At 72.0% G+C, this 22,205-nt stretch carries 19 protein-coding genes and 1 pseudogene; 10 read left to right on the top strand and 10 right to left on the bottom strand.

The window, feature by feature from the left end; all coding sequences use genetic code 11:
• The first annotated feature begins 15 nt into the window (after positions 1–15).
• The 5 genes from O7597_RS11455 to O7597_RS11435 all read left to right on the top strand — a co-directional run bounded on the left by O7597_RS11455 (position 16) and on the right by O7597_RS11435 (position 5,675).
• Positions 16–2,793, top strand: a complete 2,778-nt coding sequence (locus tag O7597_RS11455; protein WP_281582698.1) for a BTAD domain-containing putative transcriptional regulator — start codon at positions 16–18, stop codon at positions 2,791–2,793.
• 232 nt (positions 2,794–3,025) lie between these two features.
• Positions 3,026–3,517, top strand: a complete 492-nt coding sequence (moaC, locus tag O7597_RS11450; RefSeq protein WP_269740585.1) for a cyclic pyranopterin monophosphate synthase MoaC — start codon at positions 3,026–3,028, stop codon at positions 3,515–3,517.
• Entirely contained in the window at positions 3,514–3,996 is a 483-nt protein-coding gene (locus tag O7597_RS11445; protein WP_269740586.1) for a MogA/MoaB family molybdenum cofactor biosynthesis protein, read from the top strand. Before moaC ends, O7597_RS11445 begins: the two co-directional genes overlap by 4 nt.
• A gap of 9 nt (positions 3,997–4,005) precedes the next feature.
• Entirely contained in the window at positions 4,006–5,262 is a 1,257-nt protein-coding gene (locus O7597_RS11440; protein WP_269740587.1) for a molybdopterin molybdotransferase MoeA, read from the top strand.
• Positions 5,256–5,675 carry a molybdenum cofactor biosynthesis protein MoaE gene (locus O7597_RS11435; RefSeq protein ID WP_269740588.1) on the top strand — a complete coding sequence of 140 codons (420 nt, stop codon included), beginning with the start codon at positions 5,256–5,258 and terminating at the stop codon, positions 5,673–5,675. Before O7597_RS11440 ends, O7597_RS11435 begins: the two co-directional genes overlap by 7 nt.
• 9 nt (positions 5,676–5,684) lie before the next feature.
• Here O7597_RS11435 and O7597_RS11430 read toward each other — a convergent pair whose 3' ends face one another.
• Together O7597_RS11430 and O7597_RS11425 are read right to left on the bottom strand one after the other, a co-directional pair.
• Entirely contained in the window at positions 5,685–7,124 is a 1,440-nt protein-coding gene (locus O7597_RS11430) for a glycosyltransferase 87 family protein (RefSeq protein WP_269740589.1), read from the bottom strand.
• 233 nt (positions 7,125–7,357) lie between these two features.
• Positions 7,358–7,903, bottom strand: coding sequence for a DoxX family protein (locus tag O7597_RS11425; protein WP_164448805.1), 546 nt, complete (start codon positions 7,901–7,903; stop codon positions 7,358–7,360).
• A gap of 137 nt (positions 7,904–8,040) precedes the next feature.
• Between O7597_RS11425 and O7597_RS11420 the strand changes: the two genes are divergently transcribed.
• Positions 8,041–8,586: an N-acetyltransferase gene (locus tag O7597_RS11420; protein ID WP_269740590.1), complete on the top strand. Its 546-nt coding sequence runs from the start codon at positions 8,041–8,043 to the stop codon at positions 8,584–8,586.
• A gap of 319 nt (positions 8,587–8,905) precedes the next feature.
• On the opposite strand, the gene O7597_RS11415 is transcribed toward O7597_RS11420, so the two are convergent.
• The 7 genes and pseudogenes from O7597_RS11415 to O7597_RS11385 form a co-directional block, all read right to left on the bottom strand.
• Positions 8,906–10,147, bottom strand: a complete 1,242-nt coding sequence (locus tag O7597_RS11415; protein WP_269740591.1) for an ATP-binding protein — start codon at positions 10,145–10,147, stop codon at positions 8,906–8,908.
• A gap of 134 nt (positions 10,148–10,281) precedes the next feature.
• Positions 10,282–10,740, bottom strand: a pseudogene (locus O7597_RS11410) (flagellar basal body protein FliL); the annotation flags it as partial.
• A 612-nt stretch (positions 10,741–11,352) separates the two neighbouring features.
• Complete coding sequence (locus O7597_RS11405; RefSeq protein WP_269740592.1) at positions 11,353–14,574, bottom strand: UvrD-helicase domain-containing protein; 3,222 nt, start codon at positions 14,572–14,574, stop codon at positions 11,353–11,355.
• A 61-nt stretch (positions 14,575–14,635) separates the two neighbouring features.
• Positions 14,636–15,952 (bottom strand): metallophosphoesterase, encoded by a 1,317-nt coding sequence (locus O7597_RS11400; protein ID WP_269740593.1) that lies wholly within the window; start codon positions 15,950–15,952, stop codon positions 14,636–14,638.
• A 13-nt stretch (positions 15,953–15,965) separates the two neighbouring features.
• Positions 15,966–16,220 (bottom strand): MoaD/ThiS family protein, encoded by a 255-nt coding sequence (locus O7597_RS11395; protein ID WP_269742695.1) that lies wholly within the window; start codon positions 16,218–16,220, stop codon positions 15,966–15,968.
• Positions 16,217–17,224: a GTP 3',8-cyclase MoaA gene (gene moaA / locus O7597_RS11390; RefSeq protein ID WP_269740594.1), complete on the bottom strand. Its 1,008-nt coding sequence runs from the start codon at positions 17,222–17,224 to the stop codon at positions 16,217–16,219. Before moaA ends, O7597_RS11395 begins: the two co-directional genes overlap by 4 nt.
• A complete protein-coding gene (locus tag O7597_RS11385) occupies positions 17,221–18,135 on the bottom strand; it encodes a fructosamine kinase family protein (RefSeq protein ID WP_269740595.1) in 915 nt (304 codons plus the stop codon). Before O7597_RS11385 ends, moaA begins: the two co-directional genes overlap by 4 nt.
• A gap of 150 nt (positions 18,136–18,285) precedes the next feature.
• Between O7597_RS11385 and O7597_RS11380 the strand changes: the two genes are divergently transcribed.
• Positions 18,286–19,320, top strand: a complete 1,035-nt coding sequence (locus O7597_RS11380; protein ID WP_269740596.1) for a DUF4192 domain-containing protein — start codon at positions 18,286–18,288, stop codon at positions 19,318–19,320.
• Positions 19,321–19,482: 162 nt separating this feature from the next.
• On the top strand, positions 19,483–20,193 hold the full coding sequence (locus O7597_RS11375; RefSeq protein ID WP_281582697.1) for a GAP family protein: 711 nt from the start codon (positions 19,483–19,485) through the stop codon (positions 20,191–20,193).
• A 19-nt stretch (positions 20,194–20,212) separates the two neighbouring features.
• On the opposite strand, the gene fdhD is transcribed toward O7597_RS11375, so the two are convergent.
• Positions 20,213–21,067, bottom strand: a complete 855-nt coding sequence (gene fdhD, locus O7597_RS11370) for a formate dehydrogenase accessory sulfurtransferase FdhD (RefSeq protein ID WP_281582696.1) — start codon at positions 21,065–21,067, stop codon at positions 20,213–20,215.
• A 221-nt stretch (positions 21,068–21,288) separates the two neighbouring features.
• On the opposite strand from fdhD, the gene O7597_RS11365 reads away from it, so the two are divergent.
• Both O7597_RS11365 and O7597_RS11360 read left to right on the top strand, forming a co-directional pair.
• Positions 21,289–21,888 (top strand): NTP transferase domain-containing protein, encoded by a 600-nt coding sequence (locus O7597_RS11365; protein ID WP_281582695.1) that lies wholly within the window; start codon positions 21,289–21,291, stop codon positions 21,886–21,888.
• Positions 21,885–22,169, top strand: coding sequence for a DUF6457 domain-containing protein (locus O7597_RS11360; protein WP_281582694.1), 285 nt, complete (start codon positions 21,885–21,887; stop codon positions 22,167–22,169). The genes O7597_RS11365 and O7597_RS11360 overlap by 4 nt, the downstream gene beginning before the upstream one ends.
• The last annotated feature ends 36 nt before the right edge of the window (positions 22,170–22,205 follow it).

The following is a 22,205-nucleotide window of genomic DNA, read 5'->3' as shown; positions in this document are numbered from 1 at the left end:
ATCGCCACCGACGACGTGGACCTGTTCCACTTCCTCGACCAGGTCGAGCGGGCTCGTCAGCTCCACCTCCGCGACGACCCGGAGACCGCGCGGTCGCTGCTGAGGCGGGCGGTGCCCCTCTGGCACGGGCCACCCCTGCTGGGTGTGCCTCTCGGGGCTTCGCTGGCTGCCCACGTGGCGGCGGCCCAGGAACAGCACCTCCTCGCGGTGGAATTTCTCGCGGACCTTCACCTTGCGGCGGACCGCGCCGAGGAGGCCCTTTCGCTGCTGTGGCCGACGGTTACCGCCCATCCCATTCGTGAGCCCGCGCTGCTGCTGCTCATGAGAGCCCTGCATCGACGCGGTGACGTGACCGGCGCGATCTCGGTATTTCGGTCCGCGGCCCGAGTGATGCGGACCGAACTCGGCGTCGAACCTGGACCGGATCTCCGGCGTCTGCATCAGGAGATGACCAAGCACCGACCAGGTGCGGTGTCTGACGCCGTGTCGGCGGCATCCGGCGGCAGCGACGGGTCGAGCGCGCGGACCGCGACGGAGCCAGACACCGGTCGGACGGATTGGGACTGGCTGCCCAGACCGGTGGCTCATTTCGTTGGCCGGGAGGCCCTCGTCGAGCGGATGGTCGACCGGAGTCGGGACGTCGCAGGCTCGGCACCCGTCGTTCACCTGATCGACGGGATGGCGGGTAGCGGCAAGACGACCCTCGCCGTGCAGGTCGCCAGACGGCTGGCGGCTTCCCATCCGGATGGCCAACTCTTCATCGACCTGCGCGGTCACGACGAGGGCAACGTGATGGATCCCGCCACCGCCCTCGTGGTGCTCCTGCGCCAGTTGGGTGTGCCGGCCCCCCGAATTCCAGTTGATGTCGACGAACGGCGAGGGTTGTGGCGCAGGGAACTGTCCGCTCGCCGTGCGGTCGTCGTGCTCGACAACGCGGCGGACAGTGACCAGGTTGCTCCGCTGTTGCCGGTCACCGCGTCGTCGGTCATCCTGATCACCTCCCGTCGTCGACTTCTCGACCTGGATGTCGGGCCGCCCGAATCGCTGTCGGTGCTGTCGCCAGAAGAGGGTGTCCGCCTGCTCGCGGTCAGCGCCGGAGACGAGCGGGTGCACGCGGAACCTGAGTCCGCCGCAGAGATCGTCCGCAGCTGTGGTTACCTGCCGCTGGCGATCCGGCTGGTCGGCTCGCGACTGGCTCACCGGCGCAACCGCCGGCTGGTCGACCTGGCCGCTCGTCTGGCCGCGAATGACTCTGGACTGGCCAGCTTCGGAACGGGTGAACGCAGCGTCGCTGCCGCCTTCACCGCCTCGTATGAGCCGTTGCACGAGGTGAGTAAACGGGTGTTCCGCTTACTGGGTCTACACACTGGACATTTCTGCATCAGCATGGTCGCGGCGATGTCCGGCTTGTCCTACGCGAAAGCGAGTCACATCCTCGACGATCTGGTCGACTGTCACCTGCTCGAAGAGTCGGAGGATGGTCGTTACCGAATGCACGACCTGGTCCGCCAGTTCGCCCGCGGAAAATGCCTGGAGACGGATTCGTCGGAGCTGCGGGCAGCTGCCCTCACTAGTCTGCTCGACCAGGTCATGCAACTGTCGATCGTCGCGACGAAGTCCTTGAACAGGCTCGTCGACATCTACGGCGACATCGGCGACGTGGCGCCGGAGCGACCCGATCTCCTACCCGGACCAGAGACGGTCGACATCGACTGGGTTGAGCGGGAGCGGGGCAACCTGAATCTGTTCATCGAACTGGCGGCGAAGAACTCACTACACGGCTACACCTGGAAGATGGCGCGAGTGCTGTGGCGCTTCTACTACGTACGCGGCTACTTCGAGGATATCCAGTGTACGCACGAGTTGGGGCTGATCGCCGCAGAGCAGGCGGGGGACCGTCGTGCCGTCGGCGTCATGCAAAATTACCTAGCCTCGGCGCTGATCAAGACCGGTTCGCATGACCAGACGGTTCGGTGGCTGAAATCTGCGCTGGTGGAGGCTGAGTCAGTCGGCCGCCGTGGGGACATCGCCCGGATCCGGGGGAATTTGAGCGTGGTGCACTGCTTGATGGGTGATTTTCAGGAGTCCGCCGATCTCGCCATGGCGGCCCTGCGCGACCTCCCGATGCGGCTGATAAGCCGGGTTCGAATACACCTGCCGAACGTCGGCATCGCCCTCACCTGGCTGGGTCGCTACGAGGAAGCGCTGCGGGTGCACCGCCGTCATCTGCTCTGGGCCCGGGTGGAAGGTGACCGATACCAGATCGCCAACGCATTGAGCCACATCGCCGCCGTTCGGACCCGCAAGGGCGAGCACGCCCAGGCACTACGGCTGCTGCGGTCCGCCATGATCCTCTACGCTGAGACGGGGCATCGGTACGGAGAGGCCGACGCGCGCAACGTGATGGGCATGGCGTATCGGGGCGTGGGTCTGCTCGCGGAGGCCCGGCGGCAGCACGAACTGGCGCTGGAACTCACCGCCCACTCGGCCGAGCGGCAGGCGGAGTGCACCGCGTTGAACGAGTTCGGCCTGACCCTGGCTGCTGACGGCGACATCGACGCCGCCGTGCGGGCCCACCAGCGAGCGCTCGACCTGGCGGTCCGGATCGACAACCGTTACGAGCAGGCCCGGGCGCTGGCTGGTCTGGGCGAGCACCTGCTGGTCGCGGACCCGGCCGAGGCTCGGCGACACTTGGAGCGCGCACTGGTGCTCGTCGTGCCGACCGGAGCACCGGAGCGGTTCGACATCGAGCGCCGGCTCGCCGAGTTGAAGCAGAGCGCGTCGACTTGTTGAGGGCCGTTACCCCGGCCGTCGTCCTTATCGATTTCTTATCGCCGGGGTCGTTAGCCTCCGGGACGTTCGCCGACGGGGGGAGATCCGACAGTTGCCGGATCTCGTCGCGACCCCTGCCGCCGGGTCTACCCCAGCAACCCGAGGCAGGTCGGTCTCGGAAGGAGCGGCGCGGGAGCGCCGCTCCTTCCGAGCGCCGTACCGACTGTCGCACGGCACGGATAGGCTCGCGACCGTGACCGAACCCGCCCAGCTCACCCACGTCGACACCGCCGGAGCGGCACGCATGGTCGATGTCTCCGCCAAACAGGTCACCGGTCGGGCGGCGACGGCCGCCGGCCGGCTGCGGACCACCCGTGAGGTGATCGACCTGCTGCGTGGAGACGGTCTGCCGAAGGGCGATGCCCTGGCGGTGGGGCGGCTCGCCGGCATCATGGGCGCCAAGCGCACCCCCGACCTGATTCCGCTGTGCCACCCGATCGCCCTGCACGGCGTCACCGTCGACCTGACGCTGACCGCCGACACGGTCGAGATCACCGCCACCGCCCGTACCGCCGACCGCACCGGCGTGGAGATGGAGGCGCTGACCGCGGTCGCGGTCGCCGGGTTGGCTCTGGTCGACATGGTCAAGGCCGTTGATCCGGCAGCAAGCGTCGACGCGGTCCGGGTGCTGCGCAAGGAAGGCGGCAAGACCGGCCTGTGGGAACGCCCGGAGGATCGGCAGTGATCCGCGCCCGGGTGGTGGTGGCCTCCAACCGGGCCGCCGCCGGTGTCTACACCGACACCAGCGGCCCGCTCCTCGTCGCTGGCCTGCGGGAGTTGGGCTGCACGGTCGACGAACCGGTGGTCGTGCCGGACGGCGAGCCGGTCGGCCAGGCGGTCTGGGCGGCCGTGGCGGACGGCGTCGAGGTGGTGTTGACCAGCGGTGGCACCGGGGTCACCCCCACCGATCGCACCCCCGACGTGACCCGGGCCCTGCTCGACTACGAGATTCCCGGCATCGCCGAGGCGGTCCGCGCCTACAGCCGCGACAAGGTGCCCACCGCCGTGCTCTCCCGAGGGGTGGCCGGAGTGGCCGGCCGGACGCTTGTGGTGAACCTGCCCGGCTCGACCGGCGGGGCACGGGACGGCCTCGCCGTGCTGGGGCCGATTCTGGCCCACACGGTCGATCAGTTGCGCGGTGGCGACCACCCGGCGGCCGGTTAGGCTCGGCCGGTGAGAACGGAAACCGCCTCCACCGATGAGGTCTCCGCGCCACCGCCGGCCGACTGGGCGCAGGCCCGCTCCCGGGTGCACGCGGCCGGCCTGGCCGTCGCGCTGCCCGCCGTCGAGCTGCCACTCGCCGAGGCCGACGGACACACTCTCGCCGAACCACTCACCCCCCGGACCCACCTGCCGGCGTTCCCGACGTCGAGTGTGGACGGCTGGGCGGTACGCGGTGCCGGCCCGTGGCGGGTCGTCGGGCGGGTCCTCGCCGGCAGTACGGCTGCCCCGTTGACCGAGGACGGGACGACGGTCGAGATCGCCACCGGGGCGATGGTGCCGTCGGGTGCCACGGCGGTGCTCCGGGTGGAGGAGTCGAGACGTACCCCGGCGGGGCTTGTCGACGGCGTGCCGCGTGCCACGCCGGAGTGGCGGCAGCCCGGCGAGGAGGCGACCGCCGGTGAGGAACTGCTGCCGGCCGGCACCCCCGTCGACCCGGCGGTGATCGGGCTGGCCGCCTCGTGTGGCCTCGACACGCTGCGGGTACGCCGGCAGCCCCGGGCCGCGTTGCTGGTCTTCGGCGACGAGCTGCTCACGGCCGGTCCGCCGGGCGACGGGCGGGTCCGTGACGCGCTGGGCCCGGCGGTGCCGGGCTGGCTGCGCCGGTACGGCTGTCAGGTGGCCCCGGACGGCGTGGTCGGGCCCGTCGCCGACACGCTTGACGCTCACGTGGCCGCGCTGCGCGCCGCCCTGGCCGACGCCGATCTGGTCTGCACCACCGGCGGCACCATGCACGGCCCGGTCGACCACCTGCACCCGGCGCTGGCGACGTTGGGCGCGGAATACGTGGTCAACACGGTCGCGGTGCGTCCTGGGTTTCCGATGCTGCTGTCCCGGTTGGTCGGTGCCGACGGGCAGGTCCGGTTCGTGGCCGGACTGCCCGGCAATCCGCAGTCCGCCGTCATCGCGTTGGTGTCGCTTGTTGCTCCGCTGCTGGCCGGGCTCGCCGGTCGGGCGTTGCCGACGCTTCCGCACGCCGTCCTCGCCGAGCCCGTCGCCGGTCGGGGCGACCACACCCACCTGGCGCTGGTGCGACTCGACCGGGCCGCCGGGACGGCGCACCCGGTCCGGCATGTCGGTTCGGCCATGCTGCGTGGGCTCGCCAACGCGGACGGGTTCGCCGTTGTCAGCCCCGGCACCACCGGCTCGGTGGGTGATCGGGTTCCGATCGTGCCGTTGCCGCTGCTACCCGGGGAGCGGGCATGGTGACCGTCATCAGCGCCGTCACCGACCAGCCACTGGATCTCGCCGCCCACGAGGCGGCGGTCGCCGACCCTCGGGCCGGCGCGGTGGTGTCGTTCGCCGGGGTGGTGCGCGATCACGACCACGGGCGGTCGGTGGTCAGCCTGGAGTACGAGGGCCATCCGAACGCCGCGAAGGTGCTCCAGGAGGTCGCCGACGAGATCGCTGCCGACCCCGACGTGTACGCCGTGGCGGTGTCGCACCGCATCGGCCCACTGGCCATCGGCGACGTGGCCCTGGCGGCGGCGGTCAGCACCGCCCACCGCGCCGCCGCGTTCGCCGCCTGCGCCCGGCTGGTGGACGAGGCGAAGGCCCGGCTGCCGATCTGGAAGCGGCAGGTCTTCACCGACGGCACCGAGGAGTGGGTGAACTGCCCCTGAGCGGTGGGCCTAACGCCGTCCGTACAGCATCGAGGCGCGCGCCGCCCGGTCGGTGTGGAAGGCCGGTTCCGCCCCGGGCCGCCAGGGCAGTGCGGCGACCAGCAGGATCAGCGCCAGCGCCAGGGAGTTCTCCATCAACGCGCCGAACAGGCCGTCCTGGTAGTGCGAGACCTCCGGCAGCTGGTGCTCGTACGGCCAGATGGGGGAGATCAGGAAGAGCAGGTAGAGCCCGATGGCGGCGATGCCGTGGCGGAACCCGGTGAGCGTCGGATACCAGATCGGTGGTCGGAGGGTGGTGACTCCCGGCGGCCCACCGTACGGCGTCGACGCGGATCGGACCGGCCCCCGGCTGGCATCGTGCCGACGGATCGCGGTGTCGGCCAGGACGATGATCGCCGGGATCACCCAGACGAGGTGGTGCGTCCAGGAGATCGGGCTGATCACGTTGGCGGTCAGGCCGACAAGCGTGAAGGCGGTCAACTCGTCGCCGTCGGAGTGGGCGTTGGACGCCCGGGACAGCCCGAGCGCCAGCACCAGCACGGAGAAGGCGAGCCAGAGCAGGCCGGGGGTCTCGATCGAGTCGTAGAGCCGGGCCAGCAGGCCGGCCAGCGACTGGTTCGGCGTCATGTCGGCGGCGCCCACCCGCTCGGTCTGCCACAGCACGCTGCCGAAGTAGTCGCGGGACTCGGCGCCGACGATGCCGAAGCTGCCGATGGTCACTCCGACGGCGGTGCCGATGGCCGTCGCGGCCACCCGCCACTGTCGAGTGATCATCAGGTAGAAGATGAACAGGGCCGGGGTCAGCTTGACGGCGGTGGCCAGGCCGATGCCCACGCCGGCCCAGGCGCCGCCGTAGACGAACCGCAGCAGCGGTCCGTCGTTCTCGGCCTGGTGGGTGCCGCGGCGTGACCGCCAGCGCAGGGCGACCAGGTCGGCCAGGATCAGGGCGAACAGCAGCAGGTTGACCTGCCCGTAGCCGAGCGTCTCCCGGGTGGGTTCGATGGCGGCGGCCAGCGGCGTGGCGATGGCCACCGTGTACCACAGTGGCCAGCCCAGCCGGTCGACGATCGGGCGCAGCAGCGCGGCCAGCACCACGGCCAGCGCGGCGATGCTGACCGCGGCGTTGACCAGACCGGCCAGGGTGACCGGCAGGTGCGCCATCGGCAGCATGGCCAGCCCGGCGAAGGGTGGGTAGGTGAAACCCAGGGTTGTGTCGGGCGCGACGAACTCGTACAGCTCGTGACCGCTCGCCCACCAGACCACCGCGCCGTGGTAGATCTTCATGTCGAAGAAGTTGTACGGACGCCCGAAAGCGCCGATGGCAAGCCATGCGGCGTAGGCGACGGCGGCGACGATGCCCGCCCGTACGACTGTCCTACGATCGATCCCACGCGTTACGCGACGGACTGTGGCGAGGCGGTCCAGCCCTCTACCGACGATCGTCGGCATGGCGTGGCCACCCCCGTACCAAGGTCGTCCTACCCGTCCAGGTCCAGTACGGAGCCTAGAACGGCGCCTCACGTCAGTGCCTCCCGCGTTATGCGACCGTGTCCGATCCCACACATTCTTTTGACATTTCCACCGCGTTAACGCCTACCGGGCGGTTCAGGTGATTCGCGGCCTTAGCCTGAGTGGGGGTGGTTGGATCGCAGGTCAGCGGGGGTGAGGGGATCTCCTACCGCTCAACCGGGCAACCGCCGAGCGGTGGCGGCGGACCGGAGGGCGATCCGGGCCTCCCGGCGGGCGGTCCGGACGGCGCGGCGTACCGACCGTCGCGAGTGGCCGATGCGGTGACCGGCCCGCCAGCGTAGCCCGGGCTTACCCTCCGTGTCCGCGGCGGCGAGCAGCAACCCACCGAAGAGACCGAGGTTCTTCAGGAAGTGGATCTGGTTGTTGCTCTTCGCCGCCGGGTCGTCGTTGAGCCAGAAGGGGTGCCCGGCGAGGGTGACCGGGATCAGCGTCCCGGCCAGCACCAGGGCCGCCGGCCGGGTGAACCGCCCGGTGGCCAGCATCAGCCCGGCGCCGAGCTGCACGGCCGAGTTGGCTCGGATCAGGGTTTCAGTATCCGTGGGAATCCGCGGATGCGCCCGCTCCAGCAGCGGCGTCACCCGATCGGTTATCGGTTTCGCGGTGGGCGTCAGGCGGCCGGGGTTGGCGAAGTTGCGGGCGCCGCTGACCACGAAGATGCCGCTCAGCATGGCGCGGGCGAGGGATCGTACGGGCGTCATGGAACAGTCATACCCTGTCCGGGGCGTTACTACGCCCCGCAACGGGGTATGTCGATCGGTCGAGTGTGTCGGTGCCGCCGCGCCCGGGATCGAGGACCGTCGCGGATGGACGGGTCTTCCGGGGTACCCTACGCCGCGTGACGACCCTGCGGCTGCGACCCGAGGACCCGGCCGACACCGGCGCGATCCGCCGGGTGCTGGCCGCAGCGTTCGCCCGACCCGACGTCGCCGTCCCACCGGAGGTACGCCTCGTCGACGAGCTGCGGGGCAGCGACGCGTGGCTCCCGGAGCTGGCGATGGTCGCCGAGTACGGCGGGGAGATCGTCGGTTGTGCCCTGCTCACCCGGGTGTTGGTCAGCTCGGGCACGGCCAGCACACCGGCGCTGGCACTGGGACCGGTGGCGGTGGCGCCGCACCGGCAGCGGATCGGGCTCGGCACCTCGGTGGTGCAGGCCGCCTTGGAGGCGGCTACCGAACTCGGTGAGCGGCTGGTGGTGGTCCTCGGCGACCCGGCCTACTACCGGCGTTTCGGCTTCAGCCGGGCCGACCAGTTGGGCCTGACCAGTCCCTGGTCCGGCCTTGGTGAGCCGTGGCAGGCACTGGTGCTGCCGCCGGCCACCAGCGGCGAGCCGCCACCCCCGCGCGGCGAGGTGCTCTTCCCACCACCCTGGTCCAAGGTCTGACCCCCCGGGGGCCCTTGCCCCAGCCGCCACCGCAGGTCGGTCCCGAAATATGAGAGCTAGATGCGGAAACTTGGACAGTTCCCGTTAGCGACGAACGCGAACCTTCCAAGATCTAGGTTGAACGTGGGGCCGGTGGCACGTTGACGTCCAGCGAGTTCGGGGAGCTTCGTCGAGCTGGCGAAGGCCATCCGCCCGACCGCCTGACGCACTCGCGGAAGCCCTTGGCCGCCCGGCCGAGGAGGGACATCGACCGCCGGTCGCGGTGCCATGTGCGCGCCGCGGCCGTGCCAACTCTGGCCGGTCTCCGTGGAGATCCAGCTCAGGCGGGCTGGGTGCGCAGGTAGCGGCCGAAGTGCGGGACGGTGAAGGCGACCGTGCCGCGTTCCCCGGAGTAGATCAGCCCCTTCTTGATCAACGCATCCCGAGCCGGCGAGAGGCTGGCAGGTTTGCGGCCGAGGGCACGGGCGATCTCCGAGGTCGGCACCGCCGCGTCCATGTCGTCCCGGCCGCCGCCGTCGTGCTCCCCTTCGACGAGTGACAGCGTCGCCATCGCGCGCATGTACTCCCGCTCGGCGGGGGTGGCCCGCTCGAAGCGGGAGCCGAAGAAGCCCACGGCCAGCTCCGCCTCGGCCTCCGGTGCCGCGACGCGTACGTCGGCCGGGGTGATCGGTGACCGGGGGGCGTGGTCCCAGGTCGCCTTCCCGTACGCCTGCACGAAGTACGGATAACCGCCGGACTTCTCGTAGAGCAGGTCGAGGGCCTTCGCCTCGTACGCGACGTCCTCCCGCTCGGCCGGCGCGCAGAGTGCGTGGTCGGCGGCGATCCGGTCGAGGCGGTCGATGCGCTGGTAGCGGAACAACCGCTCGGAGTACGACTTCGCCGCGCTCAGCACCGCCGGCAGGTGCGGCAGCCCGGCCCCGACCACGATCAGGGGTGCGCCGAGCTGCGAAAGCTCGTGGCAGGCGGCGCAGAGCGCGGAGACGTCCTCCGCTCCGAGGTCCTGCATCTCGTCGATGAAGATGGCCACGCCGGTGCCCACGTCGCTGGCGACGGAGGCGGCATCGGTGAGCAGCTCCACCAGGTCGATCTCGATGTCGCCGGAGTCGGCCCGCCCGCTGGCCGCCGGTACGTCGATGCCGGGCTGCCACCGGTCGCGCAGCTTCGGAGCGGCCCCACCCCGACCGGTCGGCGCGCCACGTTGGGCGAAGGCCTTGAGCACCCCGAGGAAGGCGTCGATCCGCTCCGGGGCCCGGTGCCTCGGCGCCAGCTCCCGAACGGCCATGTGCAGGGCGGCGGCGATTGGTCGGCGCAACGACTGATCCGGTCGTGCCTCGATCTTCCCGCTGCCCCAGAGCCGGTTGATCGCCTGCGAGCGCAACGTGTTCAGCAGGACGGTCTTGCCGACGCCGCGCAGCCCGGTGAGCATCAGGCTGCGTTCCGGTCGGCCCCGGGCGATGCGTTCCAGAACGATGTCGAAGACGTCCAGTTCCCGCCCCCGCCCGGCGAGTTCGGGCGGACGCTGGCCGGCGCCCGGCGCGTAGGGGTTGCGGACCGGATCCACGCATCGCAGAGTATCGGGCCGTCTAGAGGGGAGACTAGACATGGATAGACGGCGGTACCGGCGTGTTGCCCTCGACCAAAAACTAGTGCTGTCTAGCCTCCACGCTAGACAGCACTAGTTTCGGTGATAGGTCGTCAGCCGCGCTGCTTGAGGCAGAGCACGAAGTCGAGCGAGTCCAACTCGCTGTCGTAGAAGTACCAGTTGGTGTAGCCGTCGACCGCCGCGCACTTCTCCTCGGCGTCCCGCTCTCCGCTGGTCTTGCCGTCGATGCGCCGCAGCACCTCGTACGACCTCGGCGCACACTCACTCAACAGCAGCCTGGGCTTGCCGCCGGCCCCTGAGTCGTTGCGGACACACTGCCCCGCCTGCACGAAGCGGGGGTCGGCGGAGGAGGCGGCGGCCGGGTCGTCGGGCGGAGTCTCCTCGTCCTGCGCGTCCGGGGCGGGTGCCACCTCCCCGGTCGGCGCGGCCACCGGGGTCGGTGCCTCGCCGTCCCGTCCGAGCAGGTAGAACGCCGTCGCGCCGCCCAGCATCAGCACCAGCACGGCTGCCAGCACGACGAGCATCCGTCCGCGCCGGCGCGGTGGCGGTGGCGCGGGGGCGCCGGCGTACCCGGTCTCCGCGTCGTGCTGGTGGGCGGACCGCGCCCAGGTATCCGGAGCCTGTGGGAGGTGTCCCGGGCCGGTGCTGCCGTACCGACCGCCGCCGTGACCTGCCGGGTCGTAGGACTCGCCGGGCTGGTAACCCGCGCCGTATCCGTGGTCCTGACCGCCGCCGTGGTGCGGGCTCGACCCGTAGTCCTGGCTGGACCCGTAGTCCTGGCTGGACCCGTAGTCCTGGCTCGATGCGTAGTTCGGGCTCGAGCCGTAGGTCTGTCCGGGGGCGCGGCCGTGGGACTGGTCACCGTACGGGCGGCCGAACTCGCGGGTCTGGTCCGGGTCGTGGGGCGACGGTGCGTCGGGCGGCCGGCCGTGGCCGTACCACTCGCCGGGTTGCGGCTCGTGCCACGGCTGCGGGCCCGGCCCCGGTGGTCCGTAGTTCGCCATGCACGCCCTCCTGAGCCTCGGGTGGAGCCGGTGGTCGGTCGACCAACCGGCACCGCCACCGTCACCGTAGTGCGTGCGGCCGATCCCCGGTGGCACAGCCGCCGAGCCGGTCGGCAACCCGACCGGCCCGGGTGCGCTGTCCTGGCCACCGCACCGGCGTCAGATGAGGCGCAACTGGCGGTCCTTGGGCCGCCGGGGGCCCTCGCTGTCGCCGAGGCGTTCGAACAGGCCCGGGTCCACCGCGTCGATGAACGGTGACGGGCGGCAGTCCCGCTCCGAGCCGTGCCGGAACCGACGGGCGGCGTGGCTGACGTAGAGCCGGTCCTGGGCCCGGGTCAACCCGACGAAGAAGAGCCGCCGCTCCTCGGCCACCGCTGCCTCATCGGGCGTGGCGCCGGGCCAACGCAGAGGCAGCAGCCCGTCCTCGACACCGACCAGGAAGACCACCGGAAACTCCAGACCCTTCGCGGCGTGCAGGGTCAGCAGGGTGACCGCCTCCGCACGCGGGTCGATCGCGTCCACCTCGGCGCCGGTGGCGAGCTGTGACAGGAACATCTCCAGGTCGTCGCCGCACCGGCGGGCCAGCGGTGTCAGCAGGTCGACGGCGGTCCGGACGTCCTCCGGGCGTACCCCGCCGGACCCGTCCAGGGTCGGGATGGCGAACCGGTCCGCGAGCACCTGGCCGGCGAGGCGTACCCGGGCGGGCAGGGCACCCTCGACGCCGGGGGCGTGCCGCAGCTCGCGAGCGATGGCGGCCACCCCGGGACGGTCGCGAAGCCGGTCGTGCGAGCGCTTCTGCACCGGGATGTTGGCCCGGGCCAGCGCGTCCACGATCGGGGCCGCCTGCGAGTCGGTGCGGTACAGCACGGCGATGTCCGAGAAGGACAGCGTGGTCGACCGGCCGTCGATCCGGCCCGAGTCGAGGGAGCGGTGGGACAGGCCACCGACCAGCTCGTCGATGGTGCGTACCACGAAGTCGGCCTCGTCGGCGACGGAGCTGGCGGCGTACCGGCCGACCAGCGGAGCCTCCGGGTCGAGCCGGGCCGGATCCAACCGGCGGCCCCGCACCAGCGATGACGGCGCGATGGCCTGCACCGCGGCGGCCAGGATCGGCGCGGAAGAGCGGTAGTTGCGGTTGAGCCGGACCAGCCGGGCATCGGTGAAGTCCTGCGAGAAGCGCAGGAAGTACCCGACGTCGGCACCACGGAACGAGTAGATCGCCTGGTCCGGGTCGCCGATCGCGCACAGGTTCCCGTCGGGTGGACAGAGCAGGCGCAGCAGCTCGTACTGCACCGCGTCGACGTCCTGGTACTCGTCGACGAAGATCCACCGCCAGCGCTCGCGGTACCGGTCGACCAGCCGCCGGTCCTGCTGCAGCAGCGCCACCGGCAGGGTGAGCAATTCGTCCAGGTCCACCAGACCCTGTTTGCGCAGCAGCGCGGTGTAACGGGCCGGATCGTCGCCGGCCTCCGCCCGCACGGCGGCCCGCTCCGCGTCGTCGGCGATCCGGAAGCCCTCGACCAGCCCGGCGGCCTGGGTGTTCTCCCGCAGGATGGTCAGCCCGAGCGAGTGGAAGGTGCCGACGGTGACGTCCTCGGCGACCGGGCCCAGCAGGCCGTCCAGGCGGTGCCGCAGTTCCTCGGCGGCCCGCCGGGTGAACGTGATGGCCAGGCACTGCTCGGGAAAGACGTTCAACTCGGCGCACAGGTACGCGATGCGGTGGGTCAACGTGCGGGTCTTGCCGGTACCGGGACCGGCGACGATCAACAGCGGACCTCCGGGGGCCGAGGCGGCCACCCGCTGCATCGCGTCGAGCCGGTCGAGCAGGCCGGTGCCGACCTCCTCCATGCCGGCGAGCATCGGTTCGAACGGCTCGTGCGGAGAGGGCGCCGGCGCGATCGGCGGTGCCGGGACGGCCGGCCTGCGCTTGGGCTCGGGCTTCGCCGGCGGGCGCTGCGCACCGGTCGCCGGCTTCGTCGCCGCCCCCGTCTTCGCCGTGGACTCCGGGGCACGTCGCGGCGCGGGCACCACCGGTACGTCGAACAGCGTCTCCTGCCCGGCGGACACCCCGGTGGCGTCGGCCAGCTCGGTCGGGTCGAACAGGGTGATCACGCCGTACTCGCCGTCGTAGCCCGGCACCCGGCGGACCTCACCGCGACGGAGCCGGCCGATGCCCTCGGCGAGCAGCTCGCCGCCGATCCGACCGATCTCGTCCAGCGGAACGCGCGTCAGGATCTCCAACTCCGTGCCGAGCCCGGCGACCAGCTCGGTGAGCTTTCCTTCGACCCGCTTGGAGCGCGGACCAACCTTGTGGATCTCGCCGAGGATCTCGGCGAGCTGGATCAGATGGGTCACCTCGGGAGCCTGCTGCGGCCGGTACCCCTCGGGCCGGTCGGCCAGCTCCTCGACCCGGCTCAACACGCCCACCGTCAACGGCTTGCCGCACTCCGGGCAGCGTCCGCCGGCCTCCCGGGTGCGTTCCGGTGCCCAGTTCACCCCGCACAGCCGGTGGCCGTCGGCGTGGTACTTGCCCTCCTCCGGGAAGAACTCGATCGTCCCGGCCAGCCCGTCACCGGTACGCAGCGCCTCCCGGATGGCGAAGTAGTCCCGGGCCGAGGCGAAGACGGTGGCCTCCCGGGCGAGGGCGGGTGGTGAGTGCGCGTCGGAGTTGGAGACCAGCCGGTAGCGGTCCAGGCTGCCCACCCGCCAGTTCATCGCCGGGTCCGAGGAGAGCCCGGTCTCCACGGCGAAGATGTGTTCGGCCAGGTCGGCGTAGCAGTCGGCGATCGCGTCGAAGCCGGACTTCGAGCCCAGCGCGGAGAACCACGGCGTCCAGATGTGCGCCGGTACCAGGTACCCGTCCCCGCTCGCCTCCAGCGTGATCTCCAGCAGATCGCGCGAGTCGAGACCGAGGATGGGCCGGCCGTCCGAGCCGAGGTTGCCGATCCGGCCGAGCGCGGCGTTGAACCGACCCACCGCGTCCAGGTCCGGCAGGTAGACCAGGTGATGGACCTTGCGGGTCCGGTCGTCCCGCTTGTAGATCGTGGAGATCTCCACGCTGAGCATGAACCGGACCGGATCGCTCTCCGCCTCGCTGGCCAGCCGGGGCGGCAGCCGACGGGCGATGTCCCGCTCCGCCTCCGGCGACAGCCGGTACAGGCCCGGCTCGGCGGGATGCAGGGTCTCCCGCAGGTGGTCGTACCAGGCGGGATGGGTGAAGTCACCGGTGCCGAGGACCGCGATGCCCTTGCGCCGCGCCCACCAGCCCAGGTTCGGCAGGGTCAGGTCGCGGCTACAGGCCCGCGAGTACTTCGAGTGGATGTGCAGGTCCGCGACGAAGGGCGAAAGGCCACCGGGGGGTACGGCGCTGAACGGGGGCACGCCGCATCCTGTCACGACCGGCCGCGCTGCCGCGCGCCGCCACGCACGGAGGTGAGCTGCGCTATTCCGAACGAAGCTCGACGAGGGTGACCTGAGGCTCCGCGCCGACCCGTACCGGAGGCCCCCAGAAGCCGGCGCCGTTGGTCACGTAGACCTTCGTCCCGTCCACCTCACCGAGCCCGGAGACGACCGGCTGTTCGAGCTTCACCAGCAGGTTGAAGGGAACGATCTGACCGCCGTGCGTGTGGCCGGACAGTTGCAGGTCGACCCCGTACCGGGCCGCCTCCAGGGCGGCCACCGGCTGGTGGGCGAGCAGCACCACCGGCCGGGACGGGTCCCGGTCACCAAGCGCCGCGTCGTAGTCCGGCGGCGCCGAGACACCGTTGCCGACGGCGGAGACGTCGTTGACGCCGGCCAGGTCGATCGCCCCACCACGGGAGGCGATCTCCAGTCGTTGGTTCTGGAGCACCCGCAGCCCGAGCCGGTCGACCTCGGCGACCCACTCCTCCACCCCGGAGTAGTACTCGTGGTTGCCGGTCACGAAGTAGCTGCCGTGGCGTGCTCGCAGGTCACGCAGCGGTGCGGCGTCGTCGCCCAGCTCGGCCACCGTGCCGTCGACCAGGTCGCCGACCACGGCGACGATGTCGGCGTCCAGCCGGTTGATCGCGGCCACGATCCGCTCGGTGTGCGCCCGGCCGGTCAGCGGACCGATGTGGATGTCCGAGACGGTGGCGATGCGTAGGCCGTCCATGCCGCGGGGCAGCTTGGCCAGCGGGATCTGCACCCGGTCCAGCCGGGGCGGACCCAGCGCGGTGCGTACGCCGTAGCCGACCAGGCCGGTGGCGGTGAGCCCGGCGAAGATCGCGGCACCCCGGGCGAGCAGCAGGCGGCGGCCGGGATCGTGGTCGGGGCCGACCGCGCCGGCGGCCGGTCGGTCCGCCGGTCCGTCGGCGGTCGGCTGGGCCGGTGCACCCGGCGCGGCCGGCTCGTCGTCGGCGCTCGGCCGGTCGGTAGACGGGCCGGGTACGGGCGCGGCGGCCGGGCCGACCAGGACCGGCTCCGGAGCGACCAGGGCCGACCGGCGGCGCAGTACCAGCCGCGTCACCACCATCGGGACTTCCAGCACGACGAGCAGCACCAGCAGGTAGAACATCAGCGCGAGCCAGAGGTAGCCCGGCCAGGCGAGCCAGTACATTCCGGCTCGGGTGCCGACCATCGTGGCCGGCACCAGCAGGGCCAGCACCACGGCGGTGACCGTGCCGGCCCGCCGCCAGCGTCCGGCGGTGGTGGTGTCCTTCACCAACCGCTTCCACAGGTAGAGATGGATCAACCCGGTGATCACGGCAAGGGTGGTGACGAAGCCGAGTACCGCGAACACGTGTGGGTCCCCCTCAGCCGCCGGCGAAGGGAGGCAGGACGTCGATCGTCGCCCCGGCCGGCAGCGGCTTCTGCCGATCATGACAGGTCACGCCGTCGATCAGAAAACTCGACACCGCCAGCACCGGCGCCAACCGGTCGCCGTGCCGCTCGGCCAGCTCGGCCACCAGTTCGTCGAGCGATCGACCAGCAGTGGTGGTCTCCTCGGCGCGGCCGGCGGCGGCCCGGGCCCCGGCGAAATAGCGGACGGTGACGCTGGCCACGGTCAGCCTCCGATGGCCGACATCGGCCGGGTCGGTTGCAGGAAGGACGGGTCGTCGATGCCGTGCCCGGCCCGCTTGCCGAGCGTCGCCGCCCGCCAGCGGCGGGCCAGCTCCTCGTCGTCGGCACCGGCCCGCAGCGCACCGCGCAGGTCCGACTCGTCGGTGGCGAACAGGCAGTTGCGGATCTGCCCGTCGGCGGTGAGGCGGGTCCGGTCGCAGTCGCCGCAGAAGGGCCGGGTCACCGTGCCGATCACCCCGACCCGGGCCGGGCCGCCGTCGACCAGCCAGGTCTCGGCGGGCGCGGTGCCGCGTTCGGTCGGGTCCGGGCTGAGGTCGTACGCGGCCCGCAGCGCGGCCAGGATCTCGTCGGCGGTCACCATGGCGGCGCGATCCCAGCCGTGCTGCGCGTCCAGCGGCATCTGCTCGATGAACCGGAGTTCGTAGCCGTGGTCGAGGGCGAAGCGCAGCAGCGCCGGTGCCTCGTCCTCGTTGACACCGCGCATCAACACGGCATTGATCTTGACTGGTGTCAGCCCGGCGGCGGCCGCGCCGGCCAGACCGGCCAGCACGTCGGCCAGCCGGTCCCGCCGGGTGAGTCGGGTGAACCGTTCCTGATCCAGCGTGTCGAGCGAGACGTTCACCCGGTCCAGTCCGGCGGCGCGTAGTGCGGGGGCGAGCCGGTTCAGGCCGATGCCGTTCGTGGTCAGCGAGATCCGGGGGCGCGGGTCGAGGGCCGCGACGGCTTCGACGATGCCGACCAGACCGGGGCGGATGAGCGGTTCACCGCCGGTGAACCGCACCTCGTCGACCCCGAGCCGGCACACCGCGACCCGGATCAGCCGGACCACCTCGTCGTCGGTGAGCAGTTGCGGCCCGGCCAGCCAGGGCAGCCCTTCGGCGGGCATGCAGTAGGTGCAGCGCAGGTTGCACTTGTCGGTCAGGGACACCCGCAGGTCTCGGGCGACGCGGCCGTACCGGTCGACGAGGCCGGTGGGCGGGGGCAGGCTCACTGGTCGACGGTAGCGCGCCACACCCCGCTCAGGGCGTCCCGGGCGCTCCGGGTTACCGAATCGCGGTACGCGGCACCGAACAGCACGGTGTGCACGAGCAGCAGGTGCAGCTGGTGCAGCGGCACCCGGGCCCGCCATCCGTCGGCGAGCGGCCAGCTCTCCCGGTACGCCGCCATGATCCGATCGTGGTGCGGCGGGCCGCCGAAGAGGGCCAACTGGGCCAGGTCGGTCTCCCGGTGCCCACCGTGCGCCGCCGGGTCGACCAGCCAGACCCGGTCGTCGTCGCCCCAGAGCAGGTTGCCCGGCCACAGGTCACCGTGGACGCGGGCGGGCGGCTCGTCACCGCCGAATTCGCCGATCCGGGCGATGACCTGCTCGACCAGAGCCGCGTCGGCGCTGGTGAGGGCTCCGCCGTCGACCGACAGGCGTAGGTAGGGCAGCAGCCTGGCCCGAGCGAACCACTGCGCCCACGGGCCGTCGTCGGGCGTGTTGTCCGCCGGTAGCGCGCCGAAGAAGCCGGGCCAGCGGGCACCGAACGCATCGGCACCGGCCCGGTGCAGTCCGGCCAGTTCCCGCCCGAGACGCTCGGCCGCCGCCGGGCTCGGCTCCCCCGGCTCGACCCACTGCAGGGCCAACAGCTCCGGCAACGCGACCAGCACCTCAGGTACGGCGACCGCACCGGCGTCGCGTAGCCAGCACAGCCCGGCCGCCTCCGCGGCGAAGAATCCCTCCGGCACCGGCCGGTCCGCGTGCTCCGGCCAGGACTTCGCGAACACCGAGTGACCGTCGTCCAAGGTCAACCGGGTGGCCGCGCAGATGTCGCCGCCGGACACCGGCGTCTCCCGGATCCGCTGATGGGTCAGGAAGGTGGGCAACTGCTCGGGATGCGCCCGCAGGTACGCCAGATCCATCCCCGCAACGTATCGCCATCGGACCGCCACCGGCTTCGGTACCGCCGCCGATCGTGCGTGAGCTGCAAGAACACTGTGCGTGACTGTGGATAACCGGCGTGTCGTCCACAGGGGCAGCGGCGCGGGACGCCGGGCTCGCAGGCTGCCTGCATGAACTCGACCGAGCTGCCCCGACTGTCCGTACGCTCTCCCGCCGACCTCATCGCGGCCGTGCCGTACCTGCTCGGCTTCCATCCCGCCGACAGCATCGTGGTGGTGGCGCTGTCCGGCAAGCGGATCGTCTTCGCCGCGCGCGGCGACCTGCCCGGCGACACCGACCCCTACGAGCCCGGTCGACACATCGCCGCGGTGACCGCCCGACAGGGTGCCGACTCGGCCACCGTCGTCGGGTACGGCCCGGCCGCCCGGGTGACCCCGGCGGTGGACGCGGTCCGGGCCGCGCTGGCCGAGGCGGGGCTGGCCGTGCTCGACGCGCTGCGGGTCACCGACGGGCGGTGGTGGTCCTACCTCTGCGCGGAACCGGAGTGCTGCCCGCCGGAGGGCACCCGGTACGACCCGCAGGCCAGCGCGGTGCCGGCAGCGGCGGTCTTCGCCGGACAGGTCGCCCTGCCCGACCGGGCGGCGCTCGCCGCACAGGTGGCTCCGGCTGGCGGGGAGGCGATGCGGCACGCCGTCCGACGCGCTGAGCAACGGCTCACCGACCTGTTGACGGCAGCGCCCGCCACGGACCTGCTCGGTGCCCGGGCGCTCAGAACGGCCGGTACGGCGGCGCTGCGGGCCACCAGGCGTCGCCACCGTGGCGGGGAGCGACTGACCGACGACGAGGTGGCCTGGCTCTGCCTGCTCCTGACTCATCTTCCGGTGCGCGACCACGCCTGGGAGCGCACCGACGGCCGGGACGAGGACGTCGCGTTCTGGGCCGAGCTGCTGCGCCGGGCCGAGCCGGAGCTGATCGCCGCCCCGGGTGCGCTGCTCGCGTTCGCCGCCTGGCGTGACGGGCAGGGCGCGTTGGCGGCGGTGGCGCTGGAGCGGGTGCTGGCCGAGCATCCGGACTACTCGCTCGCCCTGCTGCTGGACGATCTGCTGCGTCGGGGAGTGCCCCCGTCGCGGCTGGACGGTTGGCCGGCCACCGGGCTGCCCCGGGCGCGACGGCGGGCGAAGCGCCGCGCACGACGACGTCCGTGACGGCCGGCTGCCCTACAGACCCCGACCGGCAGGTGCCGACGGCGTCTGCTCCGATACCGGCGCTACCGCCCAGGGCGGTGGCGACGCGGGCGGTCGGCGGGTCACCGCCCTGGCGGCGGTGCCGGATAATCGCCGCATGCCCGAGCTTGCTCCTGGTACGGCATGAGCCTTGCCCTGCTGCTTTCCCTCGTCGGCCTGGCGCTGGTGGACAGCACCAGCATCGGCACTCTGTTCATCCCGGTGTGGCTGCTGCTGGCACCGGGGCCGGTGCGCGTCCGACGGGTCATGATCTACCTCGGCACCATCGCCGGTTGCTACTTCGTGGTCGGGCTGCTGCTGTACTTCGGCGGCAGCGGTCTGGCCGAGTTGCTGGGCGGTGCGCTGGACAACCGGCCGGTGCTCTGGGGGCAGTTGGTGCTCGGGGTGGGTCTGCTCGTGCTCAGCTTCCGGTACGACGGCAAGCGGGGGGCCGGCACGGGTCGGGTGCTGCGCTGGCGGGACCGGGTGACCGCCGGTGACTCGTCGTCGCGCTGGCTGGTGGGGCTGGCGCTGTTCGCCGCGCTGGCCGAGGTGGCGACAATGCTGCCGTACCTCGGCGCGCTGGGTCTACTCGCCACCTCCGGCCTGGCGGTGCCCACCAGCATGGCGCTGCTCGTCGGTTACTGCCTGGTCATGGTGGTGCCGGCGATGCTGCTGCTGGGCGCCCGGGTGGCCTGGCCGAGGCTTGTCGAGCCGGTGCTCGCCCGGCTCAACGCGTGGATCATCCGCTCCTCGGGCAGCATGCTCGGCTGGGTGCTGGGCATCGCGGGTTTCCTGATCGCTCGGGACGCCGCAGCCCGGCTGGAGCTGTTCGAGATGCTGGCCAACCGCTGACGGTGGGGCCGGAGCCCGGTCAGTCGGTGACCCGGTGCTCGCCGGTGTAGACGTTCATCGTCCGCCCCCGCAGGAACCCGACCAGGGTCATTCCCGCCTCGGCGGCCACGTCGACCGCGAGGGTGCTCGGTGCCGACACCGCGGCGAGCAGCGGCACCCCCGCCATCCACGCCTTCTGGGTCAGCTCGAAACTGGCCCGACCCGACACGAGCAGCACCTGCCCGGTCAGCGGCAGCCGGCGTTCGCGTACCGCCCAGCCCACCACCTTGTCGACCGCGTTGTGCCGCCCCACGTCCTCGCGCAACACCACCAGCTCGCCGGCAGCGGAGAACAGGCCCGCCGCGTGCAGACCGCCGGTGCGGTCGAAGCCCCGCTGCCCGGCCCGCAGCCGCTGGGGCAGCTCGGCCAACAGCTCCGCCGGCACGTTGAGCGGGTCGTCGCCGACGCCGTACCGGGACCGGGTACGGACCGCGTCGATGCTCGCCTTGCCGCACACCCCGCAGGCGCTCGTGGTGGGGAAGTGCCGGGTCGGGTTGGTCACCGGGTCCGGAACCCCGGGCGCCAGGGTCACGTCGACCACGTTGTAGGTGTTCGGGGCGTCGGTGCCGGCACACAGCTGCGCGGTGGACACGTCGTCCGCGGAGCGGATCAGACCCTCGTTGAACAGGAAACCGATGGCCAGGTCGAGATCGGCACCGGGGGTACGCATGGTGACGGTCAGCGGCGGACGTCGTCCCGGTCCGGCGGAACCGACCCGGATCTCCAACGGCTCCTCGGCGGCGAGCGTGTCCGGCCGCCGCATCCGGCGTCGGCCGGTCTCAACCGCGCCCAGATCCACCCGCACCACCGCACGCCGATCCGAAGCCCGTCCCACGTCACCCATCCTGCCTCGGATCGCCGGACGCCACGCACCCCGTCCCGAACGCCACACGCCGATTCATTCGTGGCATCGGAGCGTGCGCGGTGCGTGATCCGTCCGTGCGTTCAGCTCGACAGGAGCCGCACCTGTACCTGCTCGCCACTTGTACCTGCTCGCCACCTGTGCCTGCCGGTCGCGGTGGCTTTCGGCGTGGTGTGGGCGGTTAACGTGGCGGCATGACGGCGTACGCGGCGGTGGTGCTAGCCGGAGGTGCGGGGCGTCGAATGGGCGGGCGGGACAAGCCGGTGCTACCGGTCGGCGGGGTGCCGATGCGGGAGCGGGTGCTGACCGCCGTGGCCGATGCGTCGCCCCGGATCCTGGTCGGCCCCGGACCGGCGATCACCGGCGTTCGGCTGACCCGGGAGACACCACCGGGCGGTGGGCCGGTGGCCGCCGTCGCGGCCGGGCTGGCCCTGCTCGACCCGGAGGTACCCGTCGTCGCCCTGCTCGCCGCCGACCTGCCCCTGCTGACCCGGGACGCCGTCGGCGACCTGCTGGACCATCTCCCGGGCTCGGCGGCCCTCGACGGGGCCTGCTACGTGGACCGGTCGGGGCGACGGCAGACGCTGTGCGGGGTGTGGCGGTCACCGGCCCTGCGGGCGGCCGTCGACCAACTCACCGTTCGACGCGGCGGTGAGGTGGCCGGTGCGCCGCTGCGGGAGCTGCTCGCCGGCCTCACCGTGCGCGAGGTGACGTGGCACGGTGCCGGCCCGGAGCCCTGGTTCGACTGCGACACTGAGCGTGACCTACGCCGGGCGGAGGAGTGGACACGATGACGGTGCTGGACGACTGGGTCACGGCCGCCTGTGCGGAGCTGGCTCTCGATCCGGCGGAGGTGCCGGTGCCGACCGTGCTGGATCTGGCCCGCGACGTGGCTCACCAGGTGCTGCGGCCCGGTGCGCCGGTCTCCGCGTACCTGCTCGGTCTGGCCGTCGGGCGCGGCGCTGATCCGGCCGTGGCCGTGGCCCGGCTCGCCGGGTTGGCCGCCACCTGGCCGGTGGAGCTGGGCGGCGATCCGCATCCGCGGGCCGACCCGGCCGGCCCCGACCACGGTTGACGACCGCGTTGTCCGATCACGGTCCGGGCTGATCCG

The organism is Verrucosispora sp. WMMC514, assembly GCF_027497295.1.
Taxonomy (GTDB): Bacteria; Actinomycetota; Actinomycetes; order Mycobacteriales; family Micromonosporaceae; genus Micromonospora; species Micromonospora palythoicola.
This window is presented reverse-complemented; position numbering and strand designations above follow the sequence as displayed.

Bases quoted from the DNA above. Each gene is read 5' to 3' on its own strand.
- O7597_RS11435 (WP_269740588.1), top strand. From the start codon at position 5,256: ATGGTGACCGTCATCAGCGCCGTCACCGACCAGCCACTGGATCTCGCC.
- O7597_RS11430 (WP_269740589.1), bottom strand. From the start codon at position 7,124: ATGCCGACGATCGTCGGTAGAGGGCTGGACCGCCTCGCCACAGTCCGT.
- O7597_RS11425 (WP_164448805.1), bottom strand. From the start codon at position 7,903: ATGACGCCCGTACGATCCCTCGCCCGCGCCATGCTGAGCGGCATCTTC.
- O7597_RS11385 (WP_269740595.1), bottom strand. From the start codon at position 18,135: ATGGATCTGGCGTACCTGCGGGCGCATCCCGAGCAGTTGCCCACCTTC.
- O7597_RS11380 (WP_269740596.1), top strand. From the start codon at position 18,286: ATGAACTCGACCGAGCTGCCCCGACTGTCCGTACGCTCTCCCGCCGAC.
- O7597_RS11375 (WP_281582697.1), top strand. From the start codon at position 19,483: ATGAGCCTTGCCCTGCTGCTTTCCCTCGTCGGCCTGGCGCTGGTGGAC.
- O7597_RS11365 (WP_281582695.1), top strand. From the start codon at position 21,289: ATGACGGCGTACGCGGCGGTGGTGCTAGCCGGAGGTGCGGGGCGTCGA.
- O7597_RS11360 (WP_281582694.1), top strand. From the start codon at position 21,885: ATGACGGTGCTGGACGACTGGGTCACGGCCGCCTGTGCGGAGCTGGCT.